The sequence below is a fragment of the Ruegeria sp. AP11 genome, assembly GCF_056535865.1.
On record NZ_JBQFJB010000001.1, the window covers coordinates 1,846,375 to 1,869,249 of the forward strand.

The 22,875-nt window shown below is 52.3% G+C and carries 24 protein-coding genes; 8 read left to right on the forward strand and 16 right to left on the reverse strand.

Features of this window, described 5'->3' with window-relative positions; all coding sequences use genetic code 11:
- Positions 1–97: 97 nt before the first annotated feature.
- The 6 genes from ACR3E4_RS09445 to ACR3E4_RS09470 all read right to left on the reverse strand — a co-directional run bounded on the left by ACR3E4_RS09445 (position 98) and on the right by ACR3E4_RS09470 (position 7,390).
- Complete coding sequence (locus ACR3E4_RS09445) at positions 98–874, reverse strand: 2-keto-4-pentenoate hydratase (RefSeq protein WP_480536386.1); 777 nt, start codon at positions 872–874, stop codon at positions 98–100.
- A gap of 208 nt (positions 875–1,082) precedes the next feature.
- Positions 1,083–1,703, reverse strand: a complete 621-nt coding sequence (locus ACR3E4_RS09450; protein ID WP_171106045.1) for a cysteine hydrolase family protein — start codon at positions 1,701–1,703, stop codon at positions 1,083–1,085.
- Positions 1,704–1,979: 276 nt separating this feature from the next.
- A complete protein-coding gene (locus tag ACR3E4_RS09455; protein WP_170520090.1) occupies positions 1,980–2,837 on the reverse strand; it encodes a DUF302 domain-containing protein in 858 nt (285 codons plus the stop codon).
- Positions 2,838–2,853: 16 nt separating this feature from the next.
- Positions 2,854–3,228 (reverse strand): DUF4345 domain-containing protein, encoded by a 375-nt coding sequence (locus tag ACR3E4_RS09460; RefSeq protein WP_109311468.1) that lies wholly within the window; start codon positions 3,226–3,228, stop codon positions 2,854–2,856.
- 1,465 nt (positions 3,229–4,693) lie between these two features.
- On the reverse strand, positions 4,694–6,238 hold the full coding sequence (locus ACR3E4_RS09465; RefSeq protein ID WP_171644783.1) for a ShlB/FhaC/HecB family hemolysin secretion/activation protein: 1,545 nt from the start codon (positions 6,236–6,238) through the stop codon (positions 4,694–4,696).
- 219 nt (positions 6,239–6,457) lie between these two features.
- Positions 6,458–7,390 carry an SdiA-regulated domain-containing protein gene (locus tag ACR3E4_RS09470; RefSeq protein ID WP_480536388.1) on the reverse strand — a complete coding sequence of 311 codons (933 nt, stop codon included), beginning with the start codon at positions 7,388–7,390 and terminating at the stop codon, positions 6,458–6,460.
- A 181-nt stretch (positions 7,391–7,571) separates the two neighbouring features.
- Here ACR3E4_RS09470 and ACR3E4_RS09475 point away from each other — a divergent pair, with 181 nt between their 5' ends.
- On the forward strand, positions 7,572–8,330 hold the full coding sequence (locus ACR3E4_RS09475; protein ID WP_170520100.1) for a DUF4956 domain-containing protein: 759 nt from the start codon (positions 7,572–7,574) through the stop codon (positions 8,328–8,330).
- Here ACR3E4_RS09475 and ACR3E4_RS09480 read toward each other — a convergent pair whose 3' ends face one another.
- The 8 genes from ACR3E4_RS09480 to ACR3E4_RS09515 all read right to left on the reverse strand — a co-directional run bounded on the left by ACR3E4_RS09480 (position 8,331) and on the right by ACR3E4_RS09515 (position 13,687).
- Complete coding sequence (locus ACR3E4_RS09480) at positions 8,331–9,272, reverse strand: metallophosphoesterase family protein (RefSeq protein ID WP_170520103.1); 942 nt, start codon at positions 9,270–9,272, stop codon at positions 8,331–8,333. It abuts the gene before it with no gap.
- Positions 9,262–10,695 carry a hypothetical protein gene (locus tag ACR3E4_RS09485; protein WP_480536390.1) on the reverse strand — a complete coding sequence of 478 codons (1,434 nt, stop codon included), beginning with the start codon at positions 10,693–10,695 and terminating at the stop codon, positions 9,262–9,264. The genes ACR3E4_RS09480 and ACR3E4_RS09485 overlap by 11 nt, the downstream gene beginning before the upstream one ends.
- 19 nt (positions 10,696–10,714) lie before the next feature.
- Positions 10,715–11,359, reverse strand: a complete 645-nt coding sequence (locus ACR3E4_RS09490; protein ID WP_170418739.1) for a protein-tyrosine phosphatase family protein — start codon at positions 11,357–11,359, stop codon at positions 10,715–10,717.
- Between the two features lie 120 nt (positions 11,360–11,479).
- Positions 11,480–11,653, reverse strand: coding sequence for a hypothetical protein (locus tag ACR3E4_RS09495; RefSeq protein WP_170470490.1), 174 nt, complete (start codon positions 11,651–11,653; stop codon positions 11,480–11,482).
- A 42-nt stretch (positions 11,654–11,695) separates the two neighbouring features.
- Positions 11,696–12,001, reverse strand: a complete 306-nt coding sequence (locus tag ACR3E4_RS09500) for a hypothetical protein (RefSeq protein WP_170470487.1) — start codon at positions 11,999–12,001, stop codon at positions 11,696–11,698.
- Positions 12,002–12,053: 52 nt separating this feature from the next.
- A complete protein-coding gene (locus ACR3E4_RS09505; RefSeq protein WP_170408626.1) occupies positions 12,054–12,668 on the reverse strand; it encodes a hypothetical protein in 615 nt (204 codons plus the stop codon).
- 55 nt (positions 12,669–12,723) lie between these two features.
- A complete protein-coding gene (locus ACR3E4_RS09510) occupies positions 12,724–13,143 on the reverse strand; it encodes a hypothetical protein (protein WP_271952805.1) in 420 nt (139 codons plus the stop codon).
- 244 nt (positions 13,144–13,387) lie between these two features.
- On the reverse strand, positions 13,388–13,687 hold the full coding sequence (locus ACR3E4_RS09515) for a hypothetical protein (RefSeq protein ID WP_170337109.1): 300 nt from the start codon (positions 13,685–13,687) through the stop codon (positions 13,388–13,390).
- 568 nt (positions 13,688–14,255) lie between these two features.
- Between ACR3E4_RS09515 and ACR3E4_RS09520 the strand changes: the two genes are divergently transcribed.
- From ACR3E4_RS09520 to ACR3E4_RS09530, 3 genes are all read left to right on the forward strand, one after another.
- Positions 14,256–14,771 carry a DUF805 domain-containing protein gene (locus tag ACR3E4_RS09520; RefSeq protein WP_480536391.1) on the forward strand — a complete coding sequence of 172 codons (516 nt, stop codon included), beginning with the start codon at positions 14,256–14,258 and terminating at the stop codon, positions 14,769–14,771.
- Between the two features lie 72 nt (positions 14,772–14,843).
- Complete coding sequence (locus tag ACR3E4_RS09525; RefSeq protein ID WP_480536392.1) at positions 14,844–15,614, forward strand: hypothetical protein; 771 nt, start codon at positions 14,844–14,846, stop codon at positions 15,612–15,614.
- Positions 15,598–16,134: a hypothetical protein gene (locus ACR3E4_RS09530; RefSeq protein ID WP_480536394.1), complete on the forward strand. Its 537-nt coding sequence runs from the start codon at positions 15,598–15,600 to the stop codon at positions 16,132–16,134. The genes ACR3E4_RS09525 and ACR3E4_RS09530 overlap by 17 nt, the downstream gene beginning before the upstream one ends.
- A 535-nt stretch (positions 16,135–16,669) precedes the next feature.
- On the opposite strand, the gene ACR3E4_RS09535 is transcribed toward ACR3E4_RS09530, so the two are convergent.
- A complete protein-coding gene (locus ACR3E4_RS09535; RefSeq protein WP_480567076.1) occupies positions 16,670–17,572 on the reverse strand; it encodes a hypothetical protein in 903 nt (300 codons plus the stop codon).
- Between ACR3E4_RS09535 and ACR3E4_RS09540 the strand changes: the two genes are divergently transcribed.
- The gene (locus ACR3E4_RS09540) at positions 17,567–17,875 is read left to right on the forward strand and encodes a hemerythrin domain-containing protein (protein WP_480536401.1); all 309 of its coding nucleotides are present in this window, start codon (positions 17,567–17,569) and stop codon (positions 17,873–17,875) included. The two genes, ACR3E4_RS09535 and ACR3E4_RS09540, sit on opposite strands and share 6 nt — an antisense overlap.
- 10 nt (positions 17,876–17,885) lie before the next feature.
- Positions 17,886–18,905: a glutathione S-transferase C-terminal domain-containing protein gene (locus tag ACR3E4_RS09545; protein WP_480536397.1), complete on the forward strand. Its 1,020-nt coding sequence runs from the start codon at positions 17,886–17,888 to the stop codon at positions 18,903–18,905.
- A gap of 154 nt (positions 18,906–19,059) precedes the next feature.
- Here ACR3E4_RS09545 and ACR3E4_RS09550 read toward each other — a convergent pair whose 3' ends face one another.
- On the reverse strand, positions 19,060–19,998 hold the full coding sequence (locus tag ACR3E4_RS09550; protein ID WP_480536399.1) for a helix-turn-helix domain-containing protein: 939 nt from the start codon (positions 19,996–19,998) through the stop codon (positions 19,060–19,062).
- Between the two features lie 578 nt (positions 19,999–20,576).
- On the opposite strand from ACR3E4_RS09550, the gene ACR3E4_RS09555 reads away from it, so the two are divergent.
- Positions 20,577–21,464, forward strand: a complete 888-nt coding sequence (locus tag ACR3E4_RS09555; protein ID WP_480536669.1) for a tyrosine-type recombinase/integrase — start codon at positions 20,577–20,579, stop codon at positions 21,462–21,464.
- Positions 21,465–21,476: 12 nt separating this feature from the next.
- Positions 21,477–22,676 carry an IS91 family transposase gene (locus ACR3E4_RS09560; RefSeq protein WP_480536667.1) on the forward strand — a complete coding sequence of 400 codons (1,200 nt, stop codon included), beginning with the start codon at positions 21,477–21,479 and terminating at the stop codon, positions 22,674–22,676.
- Positions 22,677–22,875: the final 199 nt, after the last annotated feature.

Here is a 22,875-nt window from a genome sequence, read left to right on the forward strand (position 1 = left end):
CATCCCAGAATTGATGAAACCAGTGGAAGACCATCATGGTCAGCTATTGAGAGCAACATTTCTTTGGTGCAGTCGGCGTCACCACTCTACCAAAGCCTCATGTAAATCGTACCGAGAGCTCGGTGTTCATCACGCCACCAAAACCAGCTGACCATTCTTCACCCGGAGACACTGGCCATGCGTCTGTCAAAGTACCGGTTGTAACCAGCTCGCCTGCCTGAAGCTGGTCGGCTTGTGAGAGTAGAGACACAAGATGAGCCAGGACTTCAATTGGGCCTCCAAGCGCGTTTTCACCTTTGCCGGACTCGATGGCCTCGGCGCCCTTAAACAATACTAGTGGCACTTCGGCTAAGCCGGTCAAGACATCATGCGTAGCCGCGATTTTGTCGCCAAGAATAAGGCAGCCGTGCAATCCTTGTGCTGCGATTGAGTCTTCGACCGAGAATTTCCAGTTGGGATAAATCGATTGAACAATTTCAAATCCCGGGGCAACCCAATCCACGCAACCTGCCAACTGCTCATTGTTCATTTCAGCCGTCGGCGCATCGCCGAGGCCAAGTACGATTTCTGGCTCGATTCTCGGTTCTGAATACCTTGCCAAGTTTACCGGCTGATCAGTCGAAAACAGCCCATCTGAGTGAACCTCTCCCCAAATGGGTTGATCTACACCATAAACAGGCCAAATCGCGCGGTTCGTGAAGCCGACTTTTCTACCAACTCTCTTTTTGCCCTGAAGCTTTCGGACGCGTCTTGCAATCGAATAAGCGTCATCCAGCGTTAGCTGTTCTGCCTCTGAAGACAGTTTAGATATCTGCTGGGCAGAGGTCAGGGCATCAGCGATTTTCTGAGCGTTTGCTTCAACATCTCTTGTCATATTCGCATTATACGGACCAAGGGCTGGATTACGATGCAATCCAGATTTTGAAGGTCTATAATCGAAAACTCAAAGGTTAGCACTGAAAGTGTCGATACCTTCTGCATCAAATGGGCAAGTCCAAGGCGTTCTGGCGACAAAAAACTCCACCCGTTGCTGCACCCTAAAAATTATGCACCCCAACTGGTACTAACAGTTCAATTGCAACTTAGAGCGACGAGATGGAATTGATCACTGCTTCTCTGCTCTGAACAGCGCCGGTTTGTAGATACTCCATAGCTTTGAGAGCAGCTTCATGGGCTTGGAAAGATGACCCGCCAACGCAATCTTCTACAACGCGGCAGAAGTAGTCTGATTGGTGGCCATCGACGAATGTGTAGTGCACACAAACATCTGTCAGCCCGCCGCACAACAAAAGTGTGTCCACCTTTAAACCGCGCAGCAGGATTTCGAAATCGGTTCCAAAAAACGCAGAATACCGTCGCTTCGAGACGATGTAGTCACCTTTGCGATATCCCATCTCATCTTTTGCAACTTCCGTACGTGGATCACCTTCGAGACAGTGTATGTCTTCGTCACCATCCAGTTCCCTGCCGAAGTCGATCTGATCGGGACGATGGACTTCCTGAACGAAGATGACGGGCACATTGTTGTCATGCGCAGCGTCAACCAAATCGCGCGCAGCGATCATGCGCTCTTTGTAGCCCGGCATGTTATCGATGGAGCGTACTTCGCTGTCATCAATAAACGTGCTCTTTTGAATGTCGATTACGATCAGGGCAGGTCTACCTTCGATCAGTTTCCTGGCTTGTTTGGTTTTAGTTGTCATGTTCGACCTCTAATTTGCCAGGTCGTCCTGAAAAAACGCCCTTGCTTGGCCGGGCCGTCCCAGCGGGCAGATCAATTTTGACTAAATGTGCAACTAAGTATGGTCAAGGCTGTGCTGCGTTGTTTTGGAATGAATACTGTATACTCGCGCCCAGGGCAACATTGCCCGCAAATTGCCGTTAGGGTTTAAGTGTAGAGATGGTCTGTACCCAGCCCAGAATGGGCAGCTAAATACGGAATATAGCAATTCAGAAAAATTGTGACTTCCAACCAGCGGCTACTCAATTGCAGTGCGAAATGTTGAGGTAAGCCGTTTGTTCAAACCGTAATGAGGTTCGGCTGAAGAACCGTAGTGCAATTCCGCCAAGGCAGCGATGTCATTGAAAATCACTACGGAGCCGCCTTCTTCATTCGCGTAAACTAGTAGTTTTTGGCAAAAGGCATCCAAACCAATTGCCGGAAAGCCCGCCATAGCTACGCCACCGGGTGCTGGTCCGCCGAACAGTAAAAGTACCGCCTCCGGCAGGTCCACCCCCAGTTGGGACGCTTCGGTCGCAAAATCGATTTCCCCAAACCACACAGTATCGTCCTGCCCCATCACAGCTGTCCTGAGACGTTCGACTGCCTCTGGTACGCTGAGCAGAGTTTGCAGTTCGATGACCCCATAGTCGGCAAACAATCCGCTGGTTGGCGCTGGTGTTGCATCCAAGTCGTTTAGAACTTCGAGCATCTTGCTCTCAAATGCATTTAACGCTTGGGTGTCATTCAGACCATGCCGCACTTTGAGAAATTGAGAGTCTGTGTAAGCGATCTGTGGGTTACCATCCTGATCGAAGGAAAGTACGCGAAAAGGAAGGTCCAGACCTGCTCGCACGGTCTCTTCCAGAATTGGCGTGTTTATCTCAGGATCAGAAAAAATGAGTACACGAGACGCTGGCATTTCTACGCCTTCGGCTTTGGCCAGTCGCGCGTGATCTATCGATGCGATTGGAGTATCTCCCGCTTTGGCAACGACAGTCTCAACCGCTAAGAAGTTTTCGTCCACCGCAGTCTGGATGGTTGACGATTGTGCCAGAGCGGATGTCGACACAGATGAAGTCGCAACCATCGAGAGAACGAAGAAAAACCTCAGCATTTTACCACTTCCTGTTTCATCGTACTTTTTTCAGCGAAACCGCCGCCAGAGCTGCAAAAGCTATCTCGGCCGCAAGATAAAATAGAAGTATCCCGTTCGGAACTCCATCGATAAGAATGCTTAGTATGCGTCCAACGGCCAGTCCCGACATAAACAAAAATAGAACCCACAGCGCGGGGCGTTGTAATTCTGGTTTCGAAGCGGCCGCCAACCAGAACAATGCGTTTGCCAGGTAAAGACCCATAATCGCTCGGAACACGTGGGTTTGGTTCGTCCCTTCCACCGGAAATCCCAGCAAAACTGGGATCGAACTGCCGGGCATCAGACCGTATGACAACGCAATTGGCACGAGGCCAACGGCAGCAAGCAGAAGGACCAATCTAGCACTCATGGAGGACTCCTTCTCGTAGAGGTTTCGCTTTTTTGCGAAATTCCTAGTCGGTTTTTTGGGGCATCCGATGATCCGAGCCGGATGCCCAAACAGCACTCAGAAAGGCATATTTTATGCCTCATTAACCTTCTGAGCGATGACACCTTCGGTTGATGTCTATTCTTCAGCTTAACCTTGGTCGGAAACCAGCTTCCCACTCGGAAGAATTCCTCTAAGGTTTCAAGATGTGCCTTTACCAGACTGGCGCTACTGCTGCTTTCGTTTGACCGAAATAATGCAGCCAGAGTGTTTTGGATGTCGTGCCGGTACATCGCGTGCCATTGCGTCCACGTTTCCGAGGTGCCGCAACGCTCCGTTGTTCAGCAACACGCCTCGCCCAGCATCATACCGGCGCTGTCCAAATCCGCTGGCAACGCATTCCCAGTCTTCCTTGGCCGCCGCGTTGCGGAACCTCGGTAGGTCGTGCGGGTCATGTCGTCCAGGTGTTGCTGCGACGTGATCGTGTTTCTTCGCATTACTTTGGTGGGTTAAATGGTGGGTCACTTGTGTTGTGCCAGGTTGTTGGACAGTACCGGTTGTCGGCCTCGGCTTTGGGCGCATGATTGTCACGACGCCTTGTGGTTTCGGATGTCCTGGGACGGCCACGTGAGTTGCCGTCGGTTTTGGTGTCAACTGTGGAACCTGGCCAGGAACCGCCGTTGGAACCTGATTGGGGGTTGCGGTTGGGACAAGCGGTGGTGTCGCCGTAGTACCGCTGGGTTGCGGAACACGGCCGGGCACTGCGACCGGAATCTGGTTTGGTGTTGCAGTCGGGACGAGCGGTGGCACAGCAGTTTGTCCAGTGGGCTGAGGTGGGACCTGACCAGGAACTGCGACTGGTATTTGGTTTGGTGTTGCGGTGGGCACAAGTGGCGGCACCGCTGTCGGGCCGGTGGGTTGAGGCGGAACCTGGCCAGGGGTAGCGACCGGAACTTGATTGGGAGTTGCAGTCGGAACTTGCGGGGGCACCGCGGTGGGACCAGTAGCCAATGGCGGAACCTGATTTGGAACAGCTGTCGGAACCCGGTTTGGTGTCGCGTTTGGTGCCAGAGGCGGAGTTAGGGTCGGCGCTACTACCGGCGTGGGAACCTGACCAGGAACCGCTATCGGTGTCGCAATAGGAACCTGACCGGGAATTGCGTTCGGGACCGCGCCCGGCGCAAGGACTGGAACAGTAACGGACGTGGGCGTTTGCTGCGTTCCCTTAGGCGGCAATTGATTTGCCACCGGCTGAGTTGGACCAGTAACTTGATTACCTGCCCCTTGCCCGCCAGCCTGCCCGCACCCTTGGCTCGACTGGTGTGGGTTCCCTACGCCTCGGCACCACCCGTAGTGATTTCCGCGGGCAAAGACCTGAGTAGCGGCCAGTTCTGCAATTAGACAAGTTGCGGTAAGTACAGCAATTCGGTTCAGTTTCATAACATCCTCACCAACTTGTTGTCAGAGCAAGATACGCGCCAGGATCGCCAGAGTCGGTCAAAGGGCCGTCTCTCAAAGGGACACCGACATATCCGGACAGGAATAGATTTTGCTTAAACTCAATGTCCAAACCCAGACCTGTCGACGCCAGTGTAGCATTATCAACTTCGAAACTCGCAGGGTCATTGTTCGAGATGTAACCCACGTCGAAAAAGGCAAAGGGCGTTAAGCGATGTATGCTCTGGGAACTGGGGAAGTAGGAATGAGACACTTCGAAAATCGCTGAAATCCCGGAATCACCATCCACTTCGTCAAAACGATATCCGCGCAAAGCGTAGCGATCACCAAGGAAGTACTCTTCGACAGAGGGCAGCCGGTCTGTTGTGTACTGCCCCCAGATCTCGGTGCGCCAAGCTGTGTTGGGCGACAAGCCCGTTAGTGGGCTTTCGTATCCGATGCCGCCTCGTAGATGCCAGAACGAAGAGTCCCCGTCGTCAAAATTCGCATCTGTCGTTTCATTGTCATTATCGCCAAAAGATAAGGTTAGCCCCGCTTCCAGAGCTTGTCCCTTTGGATAGTTTTGCCCGTAAAGATAAGTAAGGCCAACGACACTCGCGTCACTGGATAATGGAACGCCGCCACTGACTGAGTCCGCTTTTGAAAGGCGATAATCCAGCAGAAAGTATCCATATCGGGCTACATCTCGGATTACGGGGTAACCCATCGCGACGGTGAAGTTCTCGCCGTCAATATCTGTTCTCGCAAAATTTCCTGAGAGGTCACGTTTTGCGTTTATGTTCCCGTAGAAGATCTCACCGTACAGACCATTACTGTTCAGCGGGGTGCGATAGGTAAGAGCGCCCCATAAAGAGTGTTCATCGTCTTTGTCCCAATTGTAATTGCCTGAACCCTCAAATCGCAGCAGATCCCCAACGGTCAGTGTCGAATAAAACTCTTGTACGACATAGAAACTGAGCGCTTCCCCAAGCTCACGCGGAGGGTTGTCTAGTGTCGCACTACCGGCTTGTTTGCGCAGAGGTTCTCCCAATACTCTCAGCCGAGCACCAGCCTGATCCGGGTAATCAAGTTCGGTCGACACGTCCAAATCGGGTATGTCCTCGGCTAGCATAACCGCCCGCTCAAATCGTTTGAGAGTTATTGGATATGCGGTGGTGAGGGGCTGAAAAATCTTCTCTAGTGTTTGGAACGTGCGAGTATCTACGCCTTCAATTTCGATGGTTTGAATGCGCCCTTCATCAACAATTATGCTCTGCCCATCGGGACCGGGCCAGGCCTCAGCCAAGAAGTAACCGTCTTCTCGGTAGATCTGAGTAATCGTTGATGCGACCTCCACCGCTGTGATGCGCCCAGACCGATTGAAGGCCAATTGACCGGCAAAAGTTAACAGCTCATCCGCATCATACACCGTTACGCCGCTGACCGAGTGCTGGGACGCGATGTCCCAGGTTTGGGCAATGCTGCTTCTTGGAACTGATGCAGTGGCCACAAGAGTGCAAATGATCGCAAAAACAACTGAGCTGAATATGCGCATTTTTGACAACCTTAAAGTGACTGAGCATGTTGAAGTCCAATGTTATTATGTGGTTCGCATGTGTGAACCTGACGCTACTCGAATGTATTGATGGGTGATGTTTTTAAGAAACACAGTGAACAGAACGCGGATTTACTTAATATGCCGCACATACGACGGCGCTCAATTACACAACCCGGCTTTTCAACAAGTTAGAGTAGAGAACTAGTAGAACAGTCCTCACAATTCCGGTTGCTCAAAAACATAAAGCCGCGATTTCTTGGCATCGTCTGTCAGGATATAGAGAAGCCCTCTGGTCTCATCGAGGGCGATCCCTTCGGGATGTTTAACTTCTTTTTGTTTTCCATCTTCTGTGAACGTCAAACTGATAGACTTTACGGACTTGGACTCTGGATTGTAGACGAAGATCTGACGGCTTTTGTCACTCACAATCCAAAGAGAACGCGAGGACCGGGACCATGCCAGGCCACTCAAATCCAGTTCATCATCATCTATACGCTCGGAGATAAAACCTGCATCGCGGGCTAAAGGAATGATCTCAATAATTTCGTCTAGCTCTGGCGATAACACCATTAACAACCTTGGTTGTCCCTCAATGCCAACGAAGACCCGCCCGGATTCCGGGTCAACGGCGATGCCTTCGGGTCCCTTGTTCAATGGGTTGCCGACGAGTAATGCAGCGGCGGTCGGGTAACCTTTAAGAGATGCGAGAGGTATTGTCGTCAGTTGAATGGGGTCAGTTGGGTGAACGACTAGGATTGATCGGTCAGTTTCTTGAAGCACCAAAACAGACCCATCCTTTCGAGGTGCAACACCCTCCAAATCTGATCCTGCCAATGCTGGCAACTTGAAAGAGTTTCCTAATACCCCGTCGACTCCGAGTAGGTGCAGTTTAGGTTCGGCATCACTTACAGACCACAAGAAGCCTTCAGCGTTAGACATTGCCAAACCGGAAGGCTCTGAAAATCCCTCTGATTTGTCTGCCACCTTGAATTTATCGACCAGAACCAAACCAGCACTTTCGGCGTAGGCAAAATCGGTCCAAGGCAAGAAGGCTTCCGCAACCAAGCTGGCCGTAAAAGCGAATCGTCTAAGTTTGCAGAAACACCGGGAAATTTCAGCTTTTGACGAAAACACTCTGTTTTCTGTCATTGGATTCTCTCGCGCTTGGACCACATCCCTGTATCAGCGTTCGTATCACAGTCCGGATACGATGTCCGAAGAATGCACTGTAATCTCTTTACCTGATCCCGCCTGTTGCGATTGAATTGAATAGGGCACGATGTGCTTTTGTTAAGCGTAAGCCTTTGGCTTGAGCAGGAAGGAAGACAAGTTGAATACGACCCTCACACTTGTGACCGTGTTGTTGATGCTGCTGTTGCCAGGTGCTGCGGTGTCACAAGTCGACCCTGCGACGATGCTGGCCGGGGCTTCGGGGTCAGAAATCGTTATCGAACGCCGGTGGACGCAGTTTCGTGGCAAACAGGAACTGTATTTCTTTACTCTCGATGTGATCGTCACGATCATTCTGGCTGGCTTGATCGTCTATCATCCGGTGAGACGTAAAGCCCGTAGAAGCGTCCGCGACATAGTTATGCCAAGGCTTTTCTTCCTGTATGCGCTTATCGGCATGGCGGTTGGTTTTCTGGTGGTTCAGCACGGGTCAATGATCGGTTTTGTCATATTTGGAATCGGAGCGTTGCTCAGGTTCCGCTCCAATCTCGATGATCCGGTGGACACTGTCGAAATGATAATCGTGACTGTTCTTGGTCTTGCGGTCGGTTTGGGCTTGCCGCTGATGGCCACACTGGTGGCGGTTGTATGTTGGTGTTTCATTTGGCTCGGTGGACGAAACAAGGGTGTGGAAATTTCGCTCAAAGCTTCAGACGAAGAACACTCATTGAACGTCAGCGGGGCCATTGAAGCTATGGCCGCAGACGCTGGCTGGAAGCTGGTCAGAAAACACCACGTCCCCGGAAAGTCTCGCGTCTCATTGCTTTTCATCACCTCGGGAGGGCTTTCAGAAGCCCGGATAGAAGAGATGATAAACGATCTGGTCCCTGATAAAGTTGAGCTGAAACTCAACCTCTAGTCATTTAACAAGGTCCAAACGTTTCAACACCGCGTTCGGGGATCTGATCTCTTTCGGAAGCGACTTGAAGTTTACCGACCTTTCGAAATCGGGTCCTCGATATACTGCTATCCCAAACTCTCCGTTCGGCTGGAACGTAACATGAGTGAAGCTGTGAGGTGATCTGGCGCTATCGCCAATAAGCCGCCGCGGACCACCTCCCAAACAAGCTTGAGAGACATAAGCCACACCGTCTTTCCAACCGGGATAGAAGGCATGATGGTGGCCTGACAGATGCAGAACGACACCGCTTTCCAAATAGATTTTTTCAAGTGTCGGATCACCGATGATTTCGCGCTCGCGCTGGATCGCGAAGGGCCAAAGTGGGAGGTGACTGAAAGTGACAATCGGGTCCCCGTCTGCACCCAGTTCCTGTAGCCGGTCCTGCTGATCACCGGATAGCGGGCCCAGGGTCGTTGCATCCAGAGACGCAAACGTAATGCCCTGCATCTCAAATGCGTAGAAGAACGGGTAGTCATCCGAAACCAGGAAGTCGACGCTTGGTTTTCTCGGAGTCCATTCCTCTGCGTATATTTTTCTTTCACGCTCGAACCCTCGGTAGGCGGAGGCATCATGGTTTCCTGGTGTGACCGCAAATGGAATGCCGGCAGCCTCTAAAGGATCTGATACGGCCTCGTGAAACGCCTTCCACATCTCTCTGACCTGTTTGTCTGACAAGTTGGGAATGCGCTGTCCCGCGACCATATCGCCCGTCGAAATCACCAGATCTGGATCAATCTCGACTATCCGCTTAATCGCCTTGTCGACGCGGGCATCGTATTTCACCGAACCATAGCTGCCGTTCAGATCCGATATGACGATAACATCCAATGCCGCCGCTTTGCAGGCGATCAGAGTGGTCCAAATGAACGCCGCGAAAAGCGTAGAAAGCCTACGGGTCATTACAATCCACTGTCTCTACCTCGGTGTTGTTTCTCAAAAAGAATGCGACAGGATCCAAGTCGAACATCAAATCGCCATTTGAGCAATTGTCCTGGAGAATGGACGTTGCCAGCTCGGTGTTTTTTACAACTTGTGCAATCTGCCTGTCTGACAACCCAAGGCTTTGCGATAGCCAGCCGTAGACGGGACCTTGAGATTGAAGATCACTATTCAAAGCGACCAAGCGCCGATACACGCTTGGAGAGAAGTGCCGCATTTTCTCCAGCATTTGAGTGGATTTCGCGAAGTTGGCATACTCGACACGCCCGCCAGCATCGTTGTCGTTTAGATTGCTGCGACGGATCAATAACGCGTCGGCGGGAACGTCTCCATCGTTTGGCTCATGGTGCTTGGCTTTCTTATGCTTCAGCTTTCCGTCTTCGACCCAATACCAATAGGGTGTGAAGTCTATGTTTCCTACGCGGTCCTGCTGGCTAAAGATGAAATCGAGGAGTACAATCTCGGTAAGTTCTTGCATCCAAAATGCCATCTGTTGGTCGCTGACATCGGGACCGAGATCCTTGTTGATCATCCGGTCTCTTCGACCTTCTCCGACGCCCACTACAATGGCCTCTGGCAAGGGTTTTGAAGAACGCAAAGCCAAGAAAGCAGGAGTTTCCTGAAAATCGCGGTTCTGACCTTTTCCCCAACCAGATTTACGGGTGCCGTTGATTTCCGAGCCGTATCGATGCCCAGGGCTATCAAGCAGCACACCGAATATTTGCGTTCGATCTGCGGTGAACAGATCGTCGGTTGGCTGGTATGAGTTCGGGTCAGCATCCGCAGCTGCGAAGACCCGCCAGCCTTCGTGGTTCATGCGCCCGCCATGAGAGCCACCAGAAATCGCAAGGCCAGGCTCGGCGACCTCGGAAAAATGCGCCTGGGCGTCCATGCTACGCCAAACGGCGACTGGAACTTTTACAGTCGCGTCGAAATATCTGGAGAAATGATAGTAAAGCAGTGAAGACGTGGAAAAGGTTCCACTGGTGCCTTTTTGGTTCATGGTGGACTTGAATTTAGCCACCCTGTCCTTAGCCAGATCTTTTGCCGCCTTCCCCTCTTTGCAAGCGTTTCTCTCGAATTCAGAACGGTTCCCCACGTAAGGTCCTTCCGAAATATCGTAGACTGCCATTCCTGGGCTGGTGCTCCAGGTTTTTGGGCAAATAGCAATTTCGGAGGCATAGAAATCGATCTCGCAATAGGCCGTTTCTTCCTCAAGATCGCTTTTCTTATACTCGCCCGATGGAACTTTTTCGATCCGAATACAGCGTTCAGTAACGCCGTTGGGACTATCAAATGTCGTGGCTTCACCGAGAACATCGTCGTTCGCCCACAAGACAGTGGGTGCAATTAAAGCAAGTGACCCCAGAAGATTGAACTTCATTTGGATAGTCCTCCCAATATCATTTGGGGCAAATCGCTGCCTGTTGCTCGTTGGAGATCTTCAATTTTGGGTCGACACTGAAGTTGGAAAATTTTGAGTCAATCCACTGGTCGCACCCGCCTGAACAAGGGGCTCCGTTTCGGGCATCATTCCAATATTCCTTGGCCCTTTCTTCTGTCCAACCGCAAAACTGAACGAGCGCCATCGCCGACAATGCACCTGAGGAATGAACGCCCCACATGCAGTGCACCAGAACAGGGCCCTTTCCAGGGTTTTTAATCACCTCGTGTATGGACGCCATGACAGCATCGGGTCGAGAGGATCTGGCGCTCTGATAGTCAAAGGATCCGTTTCCGCAGCTGGTGCGACCGTATTCAGTGTTTTTGCCGAAGTCGGCATAAAACCCGGTTGAAAACCCTTCGCCGCACAGAGTTTCGCGTTGACCTTCACTTAGGCCAGTTCGATCCTTGTCGCCGCCCTTGAAACCGGATCGATACAACACTCCGCTTAAGACTGGGCGAAAGAAAGCGACACCATCAATGCCTCCGTCACCACCCTTTGAAAGCATTTGACTGTTGCTTGGACCGCCATTTCGACTGGTCACGTCAGAATTCGCAGCGGTTGCGAGAACACCAATGAATATGAGGGACGCCAAAAACCGCATGCCAAATCCTTTCTATTCTTGAACCTTTAATGCTCAAACTCTTGCGACCTGATAGTCTCTCGGAAAGGCTAGTTCATGACAACCATATCAAGTGGGCAAATAGCTTTCCGCTGTGAAACTTTAGATGGGCCACACGAGATTGATGATAACGACGACTACGAAGTAGGCTAGAACAACTTTCCAGTTCCATTGGTGCTTGTTTTCTTCGTTGATCACGCCAGCCGATTTCAATACCAGGTTAGTGATGATTAAGGCGACAACGATGACCGCCGCGTGTGCCAGGTCGAATTGCAAGTTTGGGCTCCTTCTCTTGGATTTGGGATTGATGGAAATTTGTCAGCAGTCACCTGATGGCAGCATAGCTACATCTGAGTACCTTCCCTCAGACGTCGTGATCTGAGCACATGCACCTGTATCCTTGTTAAACCAGTACGAGGTCAGCCCTTCGCTTCGGATGAGTTCAAATCCGAGACTTTGGATGCCCATTTCAGCTTGGCCCGCTCTTGCCCCTTCAAATGGCGAAAGATCGCTAGAGCTGCCCACAGTTGGTGCACTTGAATCCACCGATCCGCCACTCTCTTCGCATGCTGCAAGTGCAGAAATACATACCGCGCCGATCACCATTAGGACATTGGTTCTCATGTGTTTTTCCTGGCTGTTTTGGGAACGTGTTCAAGGGCTTCTCGTCGATCACCTATTCAATTCCGAAAATTACGTTGTAGCCGACGGAAGAGTTGCTGCGATTGATAACCTCCACAACATGATCACCAGATTGCCAAAGCTGCCCTCGATACTCCTTGTCCGCCGACATTAATCCCAACAGTTCAGAACCATCGGGGTTACGAATAACGTAGTCTAAGGAGCCATTTCGCGGAGCAACGCGGACGTAAAGAAACTGTTCGTTTTTTGCCCCGAGAACATATTGCTGTGACGCTCCGGGCGCGAGTTCACCAACGAGTTCGGCGCCGGTGGAACCAGCATCGAATTTGACACGTTGGCTACCAGTAGACCCGGCGGCGCCTGCCATGGCTCCACCGCCATCATCCATCGCTTCGACAACCGACATCTCGCCGATGCTACCATCCTTGTACGCGATGCAGCGCCAAAGTGTTCCGCCTGCGTCTCGTAGCATGACGAGCGTGCCCGCTTCTGAGAACTCTGAGCTTTCAATCGTACCTGATTGACCGTCTGGTCCTCCAACCTGTCGCAAATGATCGATACACGCGTCGTCTGCTTCAGACATTGCAAAAGAAGCCGTGCCTGCGATTGCGAACATCGGTGCGAGGAATTTGAGTACAGCGAATTTCATCAGATGGTCCCTTGCTGGCTGATCCTTAGAGTTTTGTTCCGTGCAAAGCGGAACCTCACTTCGTTTCTCGTAACTTTGACAGAAACTCGTCGCATGCCTGTGCGCTGCCGACGATCTCGCCTGTCGTTTCAATTCCTTGCAGAGATGCCATCTCGGAATTTACGCGATTGAGGATTTGATCCGCTTGCTCGGCGGTGATCAGGTTCTCGGCTTGTGCTCCTTTCAATGTGGTGCAAACACCGGCGGACAAGCCTGTCGCAACGCCGACACCTATCGCGGCACCGCCACCCATGGTCATCGCCCCAACCACGCCGAGGGCGAGCCCGATCACGATACCCAAGATCACTTTTCCCAAGTTTTCCTCCCTTTTGGTGAGAAAGAGTTCAGCCTTCACTGCTGGCGCAAACCGCGTGCCCACCTGCAAATCAAAACCAGCGCCAACAGGTTGAGCACCGGTGCAATCGCCGCGAACCATGGTTTGGCCGACTCAAAGACCAAGTCCGCTACAAGTATCCAAGGTAGTCCCAACGGCAAAAGGAACACCCCGGACAAAGGGTCTCTTTCTTGCCCCAGCCAACCAAATGTACCCGTCAAGAATGCAAACAAGGCCAGCAGGTAAAGGATGGCGAATACGATGGTGGTTATTCTACAAACCAAGTCGAACTATCCGAAGAGTGAGCCAGTGCTGCGTAGCCGTATTCAGCTACGCACCAAACAGGTCACAATGCGCCTTCGTCGCCAAGGAACTCGATACCAGCTGTCGCGCCATCACTGTAAGCAATGCAATTCCAAGGAGCACGATCCTCGCCAACGCCGACTGTGACCTGTGTTCCCGCCTCGCTAAACGCGGATGAGAGCACCACGACTTGCGAATTGTTCGTCGTGTTAGCTACATCTCGCAAACACGCCTGCTGAGCCGGCGTGAGCTCGGCGGACGCGCTTGATGTACTCGTGTCGTCGCAGGCCGCAAGCAGTGCGAAACATGTCGCGCCTGCAATCATCACCATCTTGTTAGACATTTTCTTCTCCCTCTGGTTCCCTTGAAATTAGTGAAATTGGATGCGCTTGTTTGAAGCTCTCGCGTCTGAGTACCCAACAGAACATGCTTCCATCCTGTGACTGTCTTACCCAAAACTTGCCGCGGAGGGCTTGGTCGGCGGAACGATTTTTCGTTGACTATCGAGACCGCCAACAACGCGTGATGGCAGAATGGCGTCACTGCAAAAAGCTAGAGCGAACTCTGGAGGGAGGGCTAGTTCGTTGAGTCTAAGCATGGCGTCCTCCCAAGGCTCAATCATTGTAAAGTGCCTTCCGACCGCCAGCACTCACTCTAGCAGTCGGAAGGGCCCGACACATCGGGCGACAGCGACAACAACGGAGGTAAAATAAAGCTGTGTCGAATTCGCATGTTTGAATCTAATTTTTAATAAATCAACATTTTTTCCGCGCGTGAACTTCTTTACGCTCTCATGCGATAGGCTTCTACTTTCAAACAAAAAGGTAAGTGGGAGCATCCGTAGGGGCGAGTGCGTTCTCCTGAGCGGCAAAGCGTTTGAGGCCGCACAGAAATTAAGAAAGGATTGAAAAATGGGATTTGGTGAAGCCGTTAAATCGTGTTTCTCGAAATACTTCCAGTTCTCCGGTCGGGCGATACGCTCAGAATACTGGTGGTTCTTCTTGTTTGTGGTTCTCGTGAGTGCTGCTTTGGCTGTGTTGGATACAATCATATTCGGGACCGACCCCGAAACAGGGCAAGGATCTCGGGTTCTGTCCTCTGTTTTCCAACTGGCCGTTATCATACCTATGCTGGCCGCCGGTTGGCGGCGGCTGCATGATACGGGACGACCTGGTTGGTACTTGCTGCTGCCGATGGCGCTCAGCATTATAACGCTTTTTGTTATGCTGGGTGGGGTAGCGTTCTTTTCGGTATTGGAGCAAGGGACCGAAAACCCCGATGCGTTGCGAGGACCGGCGGCAGTCCTGGGCGTAACCGGTTTTGTTGTTGTCTCAATTCTTCAATTGGTTCTGTCCATCCTTATGATCTGGTGGCTGACGCGCCCTTCGGTAGAAGGAGCGAACGAGTACGGTGCACCTGTTTCCTGACCTGGTTGCCCGGGCAACGGCCGGAATCTCTGCTGAATGAAAGTGCGAACCGCAACACCATGGAGAGAGAAAATGAGTTTCAAGACGATTTCCATTGGAACGCTTATGATGGCAATGGCGACCACTGCATCGGCTGAGTGGTCCTTCAGTTCCGGTTCCAGTCCCAATGCATTTATTCAGACCGGAAACATGACGCTGGAGCTTCAGTGCAACCGTATCCGCTTTGCTCCGGCTGGATACGAGGACAGCCAGGACATTGTGCAGAAGCAAGGGCTTTCCATTCGGTTTTTTAAGAGCGGCACCACCGAAGTTGGGGCTTTTCAGGTTGGCGCAGAAAACGCTGCTTTGCAGATCGTCGACAACTATCCCGTCGAGGCCAGTTTCAACAGTCAGCAGGATTATGATTTTGTACTGGACCAGCTTGCAGCAAATGCATCGGTTAATCTGTCCATGATTGATCAAGACGTCAGCTATGGAATCTTTGACTTGAAGGGTTCCAGCGCGGCAATTCGATCCCTTCGTTCTGCGTGCAACTCGAATGTTAGCCAGGAGGCCTCCTACGAAGCACCCGAAGGCATCGTCTATTGTGGTGGCGGAGCGATAAAACGCGTGATCGAACCCGTAATTTTGGAGAACCCGGACGGAGAGTGGGACGCGCGAGTAACGGTTAACGGCGAGACGATCAGAGCCATGACGGCCTACAGTTACTTCGGAAACTCTGAGCCGCCGGCCGGATTTGTCGTTGCCCTGCTTGGGGAAGACAGGTCCGAGTTTTTGATTTTTAGCGAAGGCTCGGCAAACTGGCTGGAGTACGGGGACTATAGGTATGATCAATGTAACTGACGCCACCCTCCAACCTGCTTCCCCAAAAGTGCGCCTGTTGAAAGGGCTGGCATCAGGGATTGTGCTGGTTTCGGGCCTATTTTGGACCTCACCAGCTGTCGCTGCTGATGTTTCACAACTTCCGCCCGGTTTTCAGGCGAAGGTTGATCTGGCGGCACAGGCTTGCGCGGAGTTCAACGACGGTCAGTTTGATTTAGATTGGGGTGCGGTCGAGAGAGTGGATCTCGACGGGGATCTACAACGCGACTGGGTTCTGAACGAATCTGGTTTCGCGTGCTCGAGCGCCGCATCTCTTTTTTGCGGAACTGGCGGATGCATGTCGCACTTCTTGATTGAAGAGGAGGTTCACTCCTTGCTTAACCGAGGCTGGACGGTCGTTGACTTCGGGCGTCAACGCATTGTCCTTGCGGATGTCCACGGAAGCAATTGTGACGGAATAAACCCGACGCCTTGCGCATCAGCCAGTGTTTGGGATGCGGACGCTAAGACGTGGCGCTCGTCTGCTGGCGATTGGGAATAAGTTGCATTTGAGAATTGCAGATAAGCCATAGGAGCTGGTTTGTTCGATGGGTTCTCTGTGGCACGCAAACTTATGGGCAAATCGTGCAATGTTATGCGCAAATACCGCGCAGAGTTATGGGCAATCTTCCAAGATTTTCTTCAATGAAATCAATGTTGGGAGTGCAGCGTTATGAGCGCACCTACAGAGATTTGTAGGGACGCGCACAAACCTTCACGCACCCCATAAGTTTGCACGATTTGCCCATAAGTTTGCACTGTTTCACGACAATAGTGCAGAGGAGATCAAGTAAATCGCCTTATGCGGGTGTCGAAGGATAGGTTTCAGTTGCTCAAGTATTGAACACCTGATCGCGATACCAGATCAGGTTCTCCTTGTGCCCAGCAGTTTGACCAGAGATCTGCTTGGAATGTCCAGAAAACGAGCTCATTGCCGGTGCGGACAATTTACTCGAAAACCTAGGTGTCCCGTCGTCCTTGAAAGTCACCAGACCCTTGTCAAATGCTGTATCCCATGATGCTGACAGCAAGTAGCTTTATTCGGATACCCTAAGGTCTGTAGCTCGTTCAGCTCTCTTTTCGGGCAGTGTCGCAAAGCGAATACCCTTTAGGAAGAGTTTGTCGCGCAAATCATTCATCCGACGCAAGTCATATGCGCTTCCTTCGGGCACGATCATGAGAATTTCTGGCACAAGCTTTTCGATAAGGGCCAAGTGCCCCAGTGTACCGATGATATCGCGGCGGTTTACTTGACTACGATATGCTTTTGTTTCGATTGCAAACCGGCGTCCGTCTGCGCAATCCACGACTAGATCGGGGCTGACCGGTTCTATAACTTTGCCTGAACGAATGGTGACATGACTTGTGTTGAACAACTGCACCCCAAAGCGTTCGAAGTAGTTGGTCACGATGTTATCGAACTGCTGAGCTCTTTCTGGTGCAGAAATCGCAGCACTGGTAACTGAATTAGACGCCTGCTTTCTCTTTTTTCGTAGTTCGTCATACTTTTTCTTGAGCGCAACCTGACCGGAATGGCCCGCAAAGACTTCGGCGGCCGATTTTTTGGCTTCCGAAGGGTCCAATTCATTCATTTTCATCAGGAACATCACCAGGGTCATGCCGAGCCATGGAGGTCTCGCGGCAAAGATATCCGGGTAATTTTGCTTTAACCAAGCGCTTACATTCATAGTTTTCTTTAAGCTATCCGATTGTTTTCCTTTGATATTAGCAACACTTTGGAGAACTTCACTCGAAGTTCCGAGCCCGTAGAGTTCTGGTTGGCTCATTGCCTCTGAAAGAGCTTCGCCAAGCTCGATCCAGTTTTCTCTTTTTGCCACGCCTTCGAGGCTGCCGGATTTTTCCGCCATTTTTTTCCTTGTATTCTGTGTCCGAATATCCGGCTGTCCTACTATGGCGGCAATCTGGTTGGAAACCTGCATGGTCATCACGGCTGGGAAGATCGCAGCTATTTCCCTGAACTATCGGATGCGGACCCTCGTTTTGATGCGGGGCTTGAGTTGCTGGAGCAGGATCACTCCGATCTGGATAAGGTGCTGAGTGACTTCACCGGCACTGCGAACCGTGTGATCAAGCTATCCGCACTTGATGAGGCGCAAGCTTACGACGAAGCCGGACAGCTTCATGCGACGAGCGATACGATTGAAGCGTTCCTGAAACGGCATCTCAGCGATGAAGAGGAATTGGCCGTGCCAATCGTCTTGCATCACCGGCTCAGAGGATGATGCTGAAGTCATGACGGACACATCTACCGAAGAAGACCAGACCGATATCAATAAGCGCCGCGCACGGGGTGAATTCGTGCGCGGCGTTAGCGGCTTTCGCCACGCCATTGGCGATCCAGTGTTTCCGGCAGAACCTGATCGCTATCACCTGTTCGTAGCACTGAATTGCCCGTGGTGTCACAGAGTGACGCTGGCGCGAAATGTGTTGGGCCTTCAAAACAGCATCACGATGGACGTTGCATTTCCAAACCGCACCGGTGACGACGATCCGGAGGCGCCAAACCTATGGGAGTTTGCACCTGATCGGATTGCATCTCTCACAGGTGAGACTTTGCCAGAATGCACGAGCGAGACCGGCACCGGCACAGGATTTCGCCTTGCCAAAGAGATCTATCGTGCCGAAGGCTCTGAAGAGCAATCCCTTCCAATCCTGTATGACAAGATACAAGGGCGCATTGTTAACAACGAAAGCGCTGAAATTGTCCGAATGCTGGACGCTGCAGCGGATTCACTTGGCAGCACAATCCCGGCAGCTGAACGCGTTAGGCTTTACCCAGACGAAGTGCCGCGTCACGAAATTCACGACCTGAACGAACGGATTTATACTGCGATTAACAATGGTGCCTACAAGGCCGGGTTTTCGTCTGATCAAAGGATCTATGAAACAGCCTTTGACGCCTATTTTGAGACACTCGAATATTTGGAGGAGCATCTCTCAGATGGTAGGCCCTATTTGACAGGCAAACACTTTTCAGAAGTAGATCTTCGCCTGTTTCCAACTCTCTATCGCCACGATCCCGTCTACTATGTGAGAATGAAGCTTAATGGTGCGAGAATTCTAGATTACCCATACTTGTGGCGGTGGCTGTGCCGTGTATACGCGTTGCCCGGAATTGCCGAGGCAGGTTCTCTTGTACACTGCCGCCAGGGTTATTTCGGACGCAGTTGGAATAGCGTTGTGCCCAATGGGCCTTTCAAGCCAATGTCGTATCCAGAGGCCTATCGCCACCCTGACCTCGCAACACTGTAGGCCTCGTCAAGGTGTATTGCCTTCGCAGCATATGCTTTTTTCGCCCAAGATGACGAAAGTGAGCTTCCTGGCCAAGTCGTTCGGACACTTCGCAATACCGCTAGTTCGTTTGGTTGAGCATCTCAGCCCGAAGCGGAACTGGAAACTTTCAGCGTCAACTTGGTGGGAGTGTGTTTAGGTAAGCATCTCGAAGTTTGGCACTTCGACGCCCAACAATTGAATTGGCTACATCCGAGCAATGCAAAGTCCAGACCCCGAAACCAGTGTATCTCTGGTGAGCTCCAAGAAACTTGAGGCCAAGATCCTCACACAATTGCCTGCCAAGACTGTTCACTGAGATTGCCCCAATCTCACGAATAAAGATCTCTCTTTCGAGAAGCTCTTCCAGCTCTGAAACAAAACCTGAGAGGAGCAAGCGAGTTGCATTCTCATGTCCACGCGCAACATAAATCGCTGGGCAATATGCGAAGTAGTCCCCTGGTAGCAAAGGACGTTTCAGATGATCCGGTGTAAGCTCCGCTTCATCGAACAGCAGTTCAAAGAAACGTTTTTCGGGATCAGACTTTGGAAATATCAAGCCAACGTGTCCAACGATTTTCGACCCAAGCATTACATAGGGTCCAGACAAAAGGCCCGATTTTTGTATGTCACGCCATACCGTATCAGCGGCTGAAAACCCACTGGGTAAGCGATCTCCATGGTCCACCTCCATGCATGCCACAGATTGTGTTACCGCAGATGAGGAGCCACCGAATTCGTTAAGCACTTCCTGATTGTTTAACAAACGATAGGCAGACCCTGAATGTTGTGGTCGCCCGGCCTCCCAATCCGCTCGGCAAGCAACCACATCCTCTAAGCTCCAACCGAGCTTTTCTTGCAGTTGGTACTCAAGATCACCACGAATATACGACAGCGACCGCTCATATTTGCTAATGGCGTCAACACTTACGTTGAGTATCATCGCCAGTTCCTCTTGCGTCATACGGCCATGGCGACCGCTGCCAATTCGATGGGAACGTAGTTTCTGAGCAAAAAGAGACGTCCAATTTTTCATTTTGGTATTGGTAACTGCTGGGTTCAACAGCACCAGCATGCCAAAAGTCTTCGCTTTGCCCAAGCTTCTTACGGGTTTCTTACAGGTTTCTACGGTTGTGGTCCGTGGGTTTCGGCCACGGGCTCGGGCAGCGTGAGCATCGTCGACCTTTGTTATGGAGAAAGACTATGCCCTACTGGACGATACCCTTTGCGTCACTTTTTGAAATGCTATGCTTTGCGGGACCGCGTGGTCGAAAAGGTCATGGACGACGAGCAAAAGAGGCAAGAAAATAGAACTAATAGGCAGTCGATCATGATATCGGGGCTCAGCAAAAACGTTCAGCTTGCAATGCCCTTATGACCCGCATTGCTCGCAACACTTGAATTGCAAAGTTGGATATTAAAGGTCCGCTTTGGGCTGCCACCTGTCATTAATGTCAAAAGTAACGAAAGGCGACAACGAGCCCAATGTGACCGATGCTTCATGGCAAACAATTTTCGGAGTGGGTGAAAGGACGAAGCCGCTATCGCGGCAATGGCGCCTTTGGCCAGCGTTGAGCGCTGATCCGGCCGTTTTGGGATTTGGCGGACCTGTCTGACGATTGAGGTTTCTCAATTTGACGACAGGAGATTCCAATGAAGGAAAAGAAGACGACCCCGCTGCGTGAGCGGATGATCGAGGACATGCGCATTCGTGGCATGTCGCCGAAGACCCAGCAGGCTCATATCCGGGCGGTCAGGTATTTTGCCGAGTTCATCGGGCGGTCCCCTGACACAGCAACGCCGGACGAGCTGCGCGCGTATCAGCTTCACATGACCGACACCGGGGTCTCGACCGGCGTGTTCAATGCCAGGATCGTGTCTTTGCGGTTCTTCTTCGGCATGACCTGCGGTCGTGAGGAGATGAAGCGATACATGCAGTTCCGGCGCAAGCCGAAGAAGTTGCCCGTTGTTTTGAGTGTCGAAGAAGTGGGCGATCTGCTGGCGGCGGTTCCAGGGCCGGGGCTCAAATATCGTGCGGCTTTAGGCATCAGCTATGGTGCTGGGCTGAGGGCATCCGAGGTCTGCAATCTCAAGGTCTCGGACATCGACAGCGACCGGATGTTGATCCATGTGGATGAAGGTAAGAATGACAAGGACCGCAAGGCCATGTTGTCGCCTGCATTGCTTGATTTGCTCCGCGACTATTGGCGGGAAGCGCGGCCTGAGGGATGGTTGTTTCCGGGCAAACCCAAGATCATGGCTTTGTCACCGCGTCAGCTGAACCGTGCGTTCACGTCGGCCAAACACATGGCCGGTATCAACAAACCCGCTACGCTGCATACCCTGCGCCACAGCTTTGCAACGCACCTGCTCGAGGCCGGAACGGATGTTCGAGTGATCCAGGTGCTTTTGGGACATTCCAAGCTCAGCACGACGGCGCGCTATACGCATGTCGCGACCAAAACCATTCGCGGCACCGTCAGTCCCTATGAGATGTTGGAGAAACTGCAGGATCACACCGTCAGGCGAGGACTGGAGTAGCGGCGCGGGTGGATGCCGCGCCCACGGCTGGAGATCGCAGATATCTTTCGGAACTATGGGCCTGCGTATCGGCAGGCCAATGCCGGGCATGTCAGCTTCGGTCAACTGAAGGTGATGTCGGCGATTGAGGCTTGCCGAACCGAAGCGCTTGGCGGGCATGTGGCGGGATGCGCCAAATGCGGCCACCACCACATCGCCTATAACTCTTGTAAGAACCGGCATTGTCCGAAGTGCCAGGGCCCCGCCGCGCGAGACTGGATGGAGGCGCGTGCTGAAGACCTGCTGCCCGTCGAATACTTCCACGTCGTCTTCACGATGCCCGCCGAGATTGCACGCATCGCCTTTTGGAACCAGAAGGCGGTCTACGGCCTGCTGTTCCGCGCATCAGCGCAAACGGTGATGACCATCGCAGCCGATCCAAAGCGACTGGGGGCGAAGGTCGGCATGACCAGCGTTCTTCACACCTGGGGATCCGCGCTGACGCACCATCCGCACATCCACATGATCGTCCCAGGTGGCGGCTTGTCACCGGACGGCACCAAATGGGTGGCCTGCAAGCCCGGGTTCTTCCTGCATGTTCGGGTGCTGGCACTGCTGTTTAGACGCCTGTTCCTGAAAGGGCTGATGGAGTTGCATCGAGCGGGGGCCCTTGTGTTCTTCGGTGACCGCGCAGGACTGGCGGATGCTGCTGCCTTCACCAATTGGATTGCCCCGTTCCGCAGGTCCGAATGGGTGGTCTACGCCAAACCGCCCTTGGGTGGCCCTGAAGCAGTTCTGGCCTATCTCAGCCGCTATACTCATCGGGTTGCAATCTCGAACCATCGACTGGTCAGTATGGATGCCGAGACCGTAGCTTTCCGCTGGAAGGATTACCGGATCAAATGTGGTGACCGCCAAAAGGTCATGCGCTTGGCTACACCCGAGTTCATCCGCCGCTTCCTGATCCACGTTCTGCCTGACGGGTTCCACCGCATCCGCCACTACGGCCTGCTGGCCAGTTCAGCGCGCAAGACGAACATCAAGAAGATCCGGACGTTGCTTGGTGTTCAACGCACCGACGAAATCACCGAGCCAGAGCAGGAGTCCGAGGTCACCCCGCTCACTTTGCGCGAGCCATGCCCCTGCTGCGGCGGTCCAATGCGCATCATCGAGATCTTCCGGCGTGGTCAGACACCGATGTCGCGTGCGCCACCACGGGAGCAGGCCGCATGATCCGATGCTTGACCACACACTTCGATATGCTCCGTTCGTCTTTGGCTGATCGGTCAAATCCACTTGCGGTCATCACTCAGAATGAATGCTGTGACTCACAGCACATGGGCTCAATCGGCAAAATGCCCGCGACCAAGGTGGCAGAAAATGACCGCAGCTGGCGCATCAAACACCGTCAGCTGCGCGTCTGTGGCAAAGT